A 775-nucleotide genomic window follows, 5' to 3' on the forward strand; every position below is an offset into this window, starting at 1 on the left:
GGGCAATGTGCTGCCCATGACCGCGGTGGTGGGACAGCTCTACATCGATTCGCCCACGCGCGTCTGCAACGCCTATCTGCTGGGCGACCAGGAGCGCCTGGGGCATTGGTTGGTGGGCGTGGCCGCGCTGCTGGCCGTGGCCTGGCTGGCGCAGGTGGCGTGGCGCATGGTCATGCGCGACAGTGCGGCGGCCTGAGGCGCACAGTGTGCGATCTGCCTTGCGCGGTGCGCTGGAGCGCTCGTCACTCCTGAAAATATAGCTGCAGACGCTTACTGGATAACCGTTACAGCCCATTTTTGCTTGAAATAGGCGGGCCGCAGGCAGAGGGGCAGGCGCATCGATGGGGCTGCGCCCACGGGCGTGATCGTCTGGCCTTCAGGCCACGCTGCGCAGGCGCAGGCGCAGGCGCGGCGCTGCGGCGGCCGGGTGCATGCGGCCAAACAGGTCCTTGGGATCGCCGTCGGTGGGCACGAGCGCGATGTCCCGGCCCACGCCGCGCTCGTGCGCGAGCCGGTGCAGCACCTGCAGGGCCGAGAAGTCCTCCAATGCAAAGCCGACCGAGTCGAACACCGTCACCTCGCCCGCATGGCGGCGCCCCGGCGCCTGGTCCGTGAGCACGCGCCAGAGCTCGGTGACCGGGTGGTCGGCCGCGAGCTGCTGGATCTCGCCCTCGGTGCGCGTCTGCGGCTCGTACTCGACAAAGATGCGCGAGCCGCGCAGCACGTCGGCGTGCAGCTCGGTCTTGCCGGGGCAGTCGCCGCCGACGGCGTTGAG

Annotated in this window: 2 pseudogenes; one reads left to right on the top strand and one right to left on the bottom strand. The window is 69.8% G+C overall.

What is annotated here, in order from left to right:
• Nucleotides 1-196 (top strand): annotated as a pseudogene (locus tag B2J89_RS21265) (hypothetical protein); the annotation flags it as partial.
• 180 nt (nucleotides 197-376) lie between these two features.
• Here B2J89_RS21265 and B2J89_RS21270 read toward each other — a convergent pair.
• Nucleotides 377-775, bottom strand: a pseudogene (locus tag B2J89_RS21270) (ornithine cyclodeaminase); the annotation flags it as partial.

This window comes from Acidovorax sp. SRB_24 (genome assembly GCF_012931925.1).